Here is a 7,791-nt window from a genome sequence, read left to right on the forward strand (position 1 = left end):
TTTGAGTAATAAAAAAACCATGACAAATCAACTTGAATCTATATTAGATGACATTATTCAAGGTGAAGAAGTCGAAGATAAACAAATTTATGTTATCGATGAAGAAACAATTCAAATTAGCACACAAGAATACCGCTTGTTAGAGAATTACCGAGAAGGGTTTGAACAAGAAGCCTTTACGAATCGTTATCAACCATTCTTTGAAAAGTTTGATTTTATCGTTGGAGACTGGGGGCATGACCAGTTACGTCTAAGAGGATTTTATCAGTTAGGAAGACGCAAAGTGCCACGCGATCAACAAATTGATTTCTTAGATGACTATATTAAAGAGTATTGTAATTTTGGTGCGGCTTACTTTGTCTTAGGTAAGGTGGAAGCTGTAGAGAAGTACAATCAATTAGAGAAACGTGAAACCAAACATAAGAAAGTTTCAAGAAAACCGAAAAAGCAAAGACCTAAAACACCTCATGTAACTACAACGACGGACAAAGAAAAAGCCGAAGATACTAGCTTTAATCCTAAAAATACCCGTCGTAAAAAAACCTTTAAAAAGAATCAAACTAAAGGTGAAGTAAACAAACCAAAAAAAGTCACTGAGAAAGTCAGTGAAAAAGTGGCTAATGATAAAAAATTCGTAATTAAGAAGGTGACAAACAAGAAATGACAAAGTATGAAGGTTATTTAGTCGATTTAGATGGGACGACCTATCGTGGGAAAGAACGAATTCCAGAAGCTGAGGTATTTATTCGTCATTTACTTAATGAGGGGTTCCCTTTTAAATTAGTGACAAATAATGCAACAAAGACGGTTGAGGAAATCGTTCATAATTTAAATTCTTACTACGATATTCCAATTGATTCTTCTCATGTTTATACTTCAATTATTGCTTTAGGGGATTATATTGAATTACATCATCCAGGAGCAAATGTTTATGTGTTAGGCGAAGCAGCTTTAAAAGAGCAAATGCTTGAGAGAAATTTTACAGTTGATACGAATAAGCCGATTGATATCGTTGTTCAAGGCTTAAAACGTGATGTTACTTACGACCAGTTAACTGTCGCTGTTCAAGCAATTCTTGCTGGAGCTGAATACGTGGTGACAAATACGGACCGATTAATACCAACTGAAACTGGAATGAATCCAAGTTCGGGTGCTATTACTGCCTTTATACAATTTGCGACGAGAAAAGAACCGATTATTATCGGTAAGCCTAATAATCCAATTATGGAAGGGGCACTTAAGCAACTTGGAATTGATAAAAGCAAGGTTTTAATGATTGGAGATAACTACGATACAGATATTATGGCTGGAATGAATATGGATATGGATACGTTGTTAGTTTTAACAGGTGTCACTGTAAGAGAAGACTTAGAAATGATTCAAAAGCAACCAACTTATATCATTGAATCACTTTCAGAATGGAAGCATGCATAATGGATATACTAAAACGAATAGTAAGCAGTCTTGTCATCCTTTTATTTGCTATCTGCTCATCAATTACAGCTGTCATCTTTATATCACCATTTTTATACAGATTATGTATTGGTTGGTTTAATTTAACAGATATCTCAGGTTTAACCCAAGCACAATTGCTTGAAAATTATGATACTATGTTAAGTTACTTAGTGAATCCAACAGTCCATGATTTAAATATGCCTTACTTTAGTATGTCAGAAGGTGGGGCACAGCACTTTGAAGAAGTGAAGGTATTATTCTTTATTAATTTTGTCATCTTAACAATTTTATTCTTATTAACGATCTGGGCCATTTCATACATTAAGAAACGGAATTGGCAATTAGTTATGGCACCACATTTTACGTTTAAATTAGCCTTTCCATTGATTTTATTATTTTTCATTGTCGTAGCATTTGATCAAGTATTTATACTTTTTCATCAATTGTTATTTAATAATGATTTATGGCTGTTCAATCCCTTGGAAGATCCGGTTATAACTGTATTACCTCAGGAATTTTTCATGATATTATTTATTCTTGCTTTATTAGTTTATGAATCAATTATCTTAGGTATTCGAAAAATTGTATATTGGAATAAATAAAAAAAGTGATGTGCCCTCGGGCGCATCACTTTTTCTTAATTTTCATGAGAATCTTCATAAGATTCTTCAGGTGTAGTATTAACGTTTACCTCATCTGTTTGAGGTTGAGAGTGGGCGATTCGACTTGCAGCGGCTGCAGCAAGAGCGCCAACAATATCATCAATGAATGTATTACAATGTTCATCTTTACTGTCATTTAACTCACCGATAATACCAGGTTTTAATTTATCGACATAACCAAAGTTAGTTAAACCAATCGAGCCATATACGTTAACGATAGATAAGACTAACACTTCATCAATCCCATATAACCCTTCATCTCGCATGAGTAAGTCATTTAAGACAGGTGAGAACTGTTGTCTCTCCGCTGCGATGTCGATTTCAATTCCTGTAATGACTGCATTTTGAACTTCACGTTTCTTCATCACCGCAATAACATTTTCTAAACAATGGTCGAGTGTTAAATCATCAATATAATCTTTTTGTAAATCATAGACAATTTCAGCAATTGATTCTAATCTAACGCCACGTTCTTTTAATAAGTAGTGAGCTTGATCTTCTAGACGACTTTGTTTTATAAATTGTTCATTTTTTGTCATAGTATCTCTCCTTAGAATAAATCTGAGCTGTGAATTGGTGGGTTAACGTTTGTTGGATCAATTTTTAATAGGGCATCATTCACTGCTTGAGGAGCTTCACCAAAACCTGTCGCAATAATTTTTACTTTGCCTTCATAGTTGGCAATATCACCAACAGCATAGATGCCAGGTATGTTCGTTTTGTATTGAGCATTGACTTCAATTGTATTTCGATTGAGGTTGAATCCCCAATTCCTAATTTCGCCAATACTTGATGTAAAACCGTAACTGACAATAAAGTTATCCACATCCAAAGTAATTATCTCATCTGATTTAGCTTTCTTCAAATTAATCGATTGAATACGACTATCGTCACCTTGGACGGATTCTGGAATATAAGGAGTTAATAACTCGACTGTGGAATTTTCTAATTGTTTCACACTACTTTCAACAGCTCGGAATTTATCGCGACGATGGATTAAATACACTTTATTCGCTAACGGTTCTAAGGCTAATGCCCAATCAACCGCAGAATCACCACCACCACAGATTGCTACCGTTCTTCCAGTAAATTGTTCAATGTTATTAACATAGTAATGTAGATTACTTTCTTCGTATTTCTCTATTTCTGGTAATTTTAATTTTCTAGGAGAAAAGGCGCCATTACCGATCGCTAAAATAATGGTACGTGAATAATGAATCTGTTCACTGGTAATAATTTCAAAATATTCAACGCCATCCTCAGTCATCTTTTTATTTACATTTAAAACTTCTTCTCCCAATTGAATTGAAATATCAAAGCGAGAAATTTGTTGAATAAGGTTTCTTTCTAATTCATCGCCTTTAATTGCAGGGTAACCAGGAATGTCATAAATATTCTTCTCAGCATAAAGATGGGCAGGTTGTCCACCTAAGGACTCTAGACTTTCAATAATCTTCGTTTTCGCATTTCGTAAACCTGCGTAAAACGCTGTAAATAAACCGACGGGCCCTCCGCCAACAATTGTTATATCAAACAAGGACTCTTCAAAACTCAAAGTATCACACTTTCTATAATATTATAATAAAACTAAACGTAGAAAAATGGCAACAAAACCACCAGTTAAAGTACCAACAATGACTTCACTCGGTTTATGGCCAAGATAACGGTTAATAATCATTCTTTCATAATCATCAATATCGTAACTTAAAATCAAAGGATTATCCTCAACTTCATCATAGCTTATGTCATCAGATATATAATCGATCTCAGCTAAATGTTTACGGGCTAATATATCTAAGACAATACCTTGTTCACCACTTTGTCGACGGACACCCATCGAATCGAACATAATAATGACTGCAAATACAGTCGATATGGCTACATATGGTGAATTAAAACCATATTCTAAAATCAAAGCCGTCGTTAAACTACTAACTGCAGCCGAGTGAGAACTGGGCATACCACCTGTAGAAGTGATTAAATTTAATTTTGCACTTTTTCGATTGGTTAAATAAGCTATAGGATATTTAATCAGCTGTGCAAATAATATTGAAACCAATGACGCAATTAAAGGGAAATTCATAAATAAACCAACCTTCTTATTTTTTTAATATAAATTAAACTAGATGCCTAAGTATCTTTTGAAAAATAATCGTTTATAACTCTCCTTCAATAATATCAAAAATTATTTGATATAACTATTAAAACATTTGTTAAACATAACAAAGTGAATTAGTATATAATGTATATAGAAAATATAAGGAGGAGTGAATTATTTTGACAAAATTTCCACAATTAAACACAGAAGAACTGAATGTTGATATTACATTACATACGAACAAGGGTGATATTGATTTAGCTCTATTCCCGGAGGTAGCTCCAAAGACAGTAGAAAACTTTAAAGAATTATCTAAAAAAGGGTATTACGACGAAATTATCTTCCACCGTATTATTAAAGACTTCATGATTCAAGGTGGAGACCCAACAGGAACAGGTATGGGTGGAGAGAGTATCTATGGTGATGCTTTCGAAGATGAATTCTCAGCAGAAGTATTTAACTTATATGGCGCATTATCAATGGCTAATGCTGGACCTAACACAAATGGAAGTCAATTTTTCATTGTTACAGCTCCGAATGTACCTGCACAAATGCTAGGACAATTAAAAGAAGCTGGATTCCCAGAAGAAATTATTGAAGCTTATGAAGCAAAAGGTGGGACACCTTGGTTAGACCACCGTCATACAGTGTTTGGTCACGTAGTAAATGGTATGGACGTAGTCTTAGATATTCAAGCTCAAGAAACTGGTGCCCAAGACAAGCCCGTAGAAGATATTGTTATTACGAGCGTTACTGTTAATGAGTAGCCTACTATAAAGTAAAGGGTGGATATACATTGACAAAAGAATTTAGAATTGGGGATGTAATCCAAGGAGAAGTAACCGGTATTCAGAATTACGGCGTCTTTGTAAAATTATCAGATACAGAACAAGGTTTAGTGCATATTTCAGAATGCAAACACGGTTATGTATCTGAATTAGATGATTTTATTAATATTGGCGACAAAGTTAAAGTCAAGATTATCGATATTGATGAATATACTCGGAAAATTAGTTTGTCTTTTAGAGCGTTACAACATTTAAATACACCACCGTTTCCATCAAAATCAAAAAAGTATCCTAAAAGATATTTACCGAAGATTGGTTTCAAGACATTAGGACAAAATATGCCTAAAATTATTGAAGATGGTTTAAGACAAATCGAAGAGGATCAAACTAATATTCTAGGAAAAAATGAGGAGAGATATTAATGACAAATTTAAAATTTGATTATACAAAAGCTTTATCATTCTTTAAAGAACATGAATTAACTCAGATTAAACCATATATTGAATTGGCACATAATCAACTTCATGATAAAACGGGTACAGGAAATGACTTCTTGGACTGGATCGATTGGCCAGAAACATACGACAAAGATGAGTATGCACGCATCAAAGCAGCTTCAGAAAAAATTAAAGCAGATTCAGATATTCTTATTGTAATTGGTATTGGTGGATCATACTTAGGAGCGAAAGCAGCAATCGAATTTCTAAATGATTCATTCTACAATATTAAAGCAGGGCAAAAAGGAACACCTCAAGTTATCTTTGCTGGTAATAGTATTAGTTCGACTTATTTACATGATCTAGTTGATTTAGTAGGAGACCGTGACTTCTCGGTTAATATTATTTCTAAATCAGGTACTACAACTGAACCTTCAATCGCATTCCGTGTATTTAAAGAATTATTAGATAAGAAATACGGTCACGAAGAAGCAGTTAAACGCATTTATGCAACAACAGATAAAGAGAGAGGCGCTCTAAAATCAGAAGCAAATGCTGAAGGATATGAAACATTTGTTATTCCTGACGGTATTGGAGGACGCTTTACTGTATTAACTGCTGTAGGTCTATTACCGATTGCAGTCGCAGGTGGAGATATTGATGCTTTAATGGAAGGTGCACGCGAAGCAATGGAAGAGTACAGTAATCCAGATGTTATGGAGAACAGTGCTTACCAATACGCAGCAATTCGTAACTTCTTCTATAAAAAAGGAAAAGATATTGAAATTCTGGCTAACTATGAACCAGGTATGCAATACTTCTCTGAATGGTGGAAACAATTATTTGGTGAATCTGAAGGTAAAGACCAAAAAGGCATTTACCCAGCAAGTGCAAACTTCTCAACAGATTTACACTCTATTGGACAAACAATCCAAGATGGACAAAGAAATATCTTTGAAACGGTATTAAAAGTTGAAACACCAAGACATGATATCGATATTCCAAAAGCTGAGGAAGATCTAGATGGTTTAGGTTACTTAGAAGGAAAAACAATTGACTTTGTTAACACTAAGGCGTTTGAAGGAACTTTATTAGCTCATACGGACGGTAATGTACCGAACCTATTAGTAACAATTCCAGCTATGGATGAAAAATCTTTAGGACACTTAATCTACTTCTTTGAAAAAGCAGTAGGAATCTCAGGATACTTAAATGGCGTTAATCCATTTGATCAACCAGGAGTAGAAGACTACAAACGTAATATGTTTGCTTTATTAGGTAAACCAGGATTCGAAGATCTAGCTAAAGAGTTAAACGAACGACTATAAGCTTAGAACAAATATATAGAAACAAATAGGATTGAAGGCTACTTTAAGTTGTCTTCAATCCTTTTTGTGTTTTAAGTGACATTATTATAGAAGGAAACGGATTGTGTAATAATTAAAATACCTCTATATAATGGAAAAAACATAAAGCGAAACAATAATAAAGCAAAACTAAATAATAAAATAAAAGAAATTACAAAAATATATTGACTCCTACCACAAGTTAGTGGTATATTATTTCTTGTCGTCACAGGACGTTGTAACAATGTCTGGCGATAACTTAGTAAGTTTACATAGAATTTACATAAAGTTTACAAAAAAACGAAAAAAGTATTGACGAAATGATTCGTCGATGATACTATAACATAAGTTGCTACTACAACATGTGTAGCGCTTACAACTTTTGAAGCAAGTTATAAATTTGTTTCAAAAAATGCTTTACAGAATGTGCAAAGCATGATAAGATACAAAAGTTGTCATTTGAGATCACCTCACCTTGAAAGAAATAATAAAAGTGAAAAAAGTGATTGACACATACAAGTCAAACATGTTACTATTTAAAAGTTGTCATTTGCGACAACCTTTAAACGAGGCAGCGCTGATAAAAAAGCGAAAAATATTGTTGACACAATATAGCCCGCATGATAAGATATGTAAGTCGTCAAACAGCGACAACATCACAACGAAGTGTTAAATGAATTTAAAAATTATTTAAAATCTTCAAATAAGTTGTTGACTTCGAGTCACAACCGTGATATTCTATAAAAGTTGTTAAAATAAACGACATCACTTCGAAATGAAGTTGAGAAAATACTTTTAAAAAAGTGTTGACATCCACTTCACAAACGTGATATACTATAAAAGTTGTTGTTCAACAAAACGACAACGAAAGCTCATTGAAAACTGAACAAAGATAAACACACCAAATGTGTAAGGGGATCTGTTCTACGGAACAGACAACCAAACAATTTCGCTGGACGACCACCAGTTTAAAAAAGGTCAACAAAGCTAGAATAGTAATGAGCA

Annotated in this window: 9 protein-coding genes; 6 read left to right on the forward strand and 3 right to left on the reverse strand. The window is 33.7% G+C overall.

The genetic code is table 11. From position 1 onward, the window contains the following. Nucleotide 1 precedes the first annotated feature (1 nt). Genes ACEN31_RS06970 through ACEN31_RS06980 form a run of 3 tightly spaced genes read left to right on the forward strand, consistent with a single transcriptional unit; the run spans nt 2 to nt 2,057 of the window. Nucleotides 2–664 carry a YutD family protein gene (locus ACEN31_RS06970; RefSeq protein ID WP_138405360.1) on the forward strand — a complete coding sequence of 221 codons (663 nt, stop codon included), beginning with the start codon at nt 2–4 and terminating at the stop codon, nt 662–664. Next, entirely contained in the window at nt 661–1,434 is a 774-nt protein-coding gene (locus tag ACEN31_RS06975) for a TIGR01457 family HAD-type hydrolase (RefSeq protein WP_138405359.1), read from the forward strand. The genes ACEN31_RS06970 and ACEN31_RS06975 overlap by 4 nt, the downstream gene beginning before the upstream one ends. Beyond that, nucleotides 1,434–2,057 carry a TIGR01906 family membrane protein gene (locus tag ACEN31_RS06980; RefSeq protein WP_171031376.1) on the forward strand — a complete coding sequence of 208 codons (624 nt, stop codon included), beginning with the start codon at nt 1,434–1,436 and terminating at the stop codon, nt 2,055–2,057. Before ACEN31_RS06975 ends, ACEN31_RS06980 begins: the two co-directional genes overlap by 1 nt. Before the next feature lie 35 nt (nt 2,058–2,092). On the opposite strand, the gene ACEN31_RS06985 is transcribed toward ACEN31_RS06980, so the two are convergent. The 3 genes from ACEN31_RS06985 to ACEN31_RS06995 are packed head-to-tail and all read right to left on the reverse strand — an operon-like array spanning nt 2,093 to nt 4,200. After that, on the reverse strand, nt 2,093–2,656 hold the full coding sequence (locus ACEN31_RS06985) for a phosphatidylglycerophosphatase A (protein ID WP_138405357.1): 564 nt from the start codon (nt 2,654–2,656) through the stop codon (nt 2,093–2,095). An 11-nt stretch (nt 2,657–2,667) separates the two neighbouring features. Continuing rightward, a complete protein-coding gene (locus ACEN31_RS06990) occupies nt 2,668–3,672 on the reverse strand; it encodes an NAD(P)/FAD-dependent oxidoreductase (protein ID WP_138405356.1) in 1,005 nt (334 codons plus the stop codon). A 21-nt stretch (nt 3,673–3,693) separates the two neighbouring features. Then, complete coding sequence (locus ACEN31_RS06995) at nt 3,694–4,200, reverse strand: divergent PAP2 family protein (protein WP_138405355.1); 507 nt, start codon at nt 4,198–4,200, stop codon at nt 3,694–3,696. 194 nt (nt 4,201–4,394) lie between these two features. On the opposite strand from ACEN31_RS06995, the gene ACEN31_RS07000 reads away from it, so the two are divergent. Genes ACEN31_RS07000 through ACEN31_RS07010 form a run of 3 tightly spaced genes read left to right on the forward strand, consistent with a single transcriptional unit; the run spans nt 4,395 to nt 6,768 of the window. Continuing rightward, a complete protein-coding gene (locus ACEN31_RS07000) occupies nt 4,395–4,982 on the forward strand; it encodes a peptidylprolyl isomerase (protein ID WP_138405354.1) in 588 nt (195 codons plus the stop codon). Nucleotides 4,983–5,011: 29 nt separating this feature from the next. Then, a complete protein-coding gene (locus ACEN31_RS07005) occupies nt 5,012–5,425 on the forward strand; it encodes a CvfD/Ygs/GSP13 family RNA-binding post-transcriptional regulator (protein WP_138405353.1) in 414 nt (137 codons plus the stop codon). Further along, complete coding sequence (locus tag ACEN31_RS07010) at nt 5,425–6,768, forward strand: glucose-6-phosphate isomerase (protein ID WP_197104752.1); 1,344 nt, start codon at nt 5,425–5,427, stop codon at nt 6,766–6,768. The genes ACEN31_RS07005 and ACEN31_RS07010 overlap by 1 nt, the downstream gene beginning before the upstream one ends. Nucleotides 6,769–7,791: the final 1,023 nt, after the last annotated feature.

It is taken from the genome of Ruoffia sp. FAM 26255, assembly GCF_045528525.1.
Classification (GTDB): Bacteria; Bacillota; Bacilli; order Lactobacillales; family Aerococcaceae; genus Ruoffia; species Ruoffia tabacinasalis.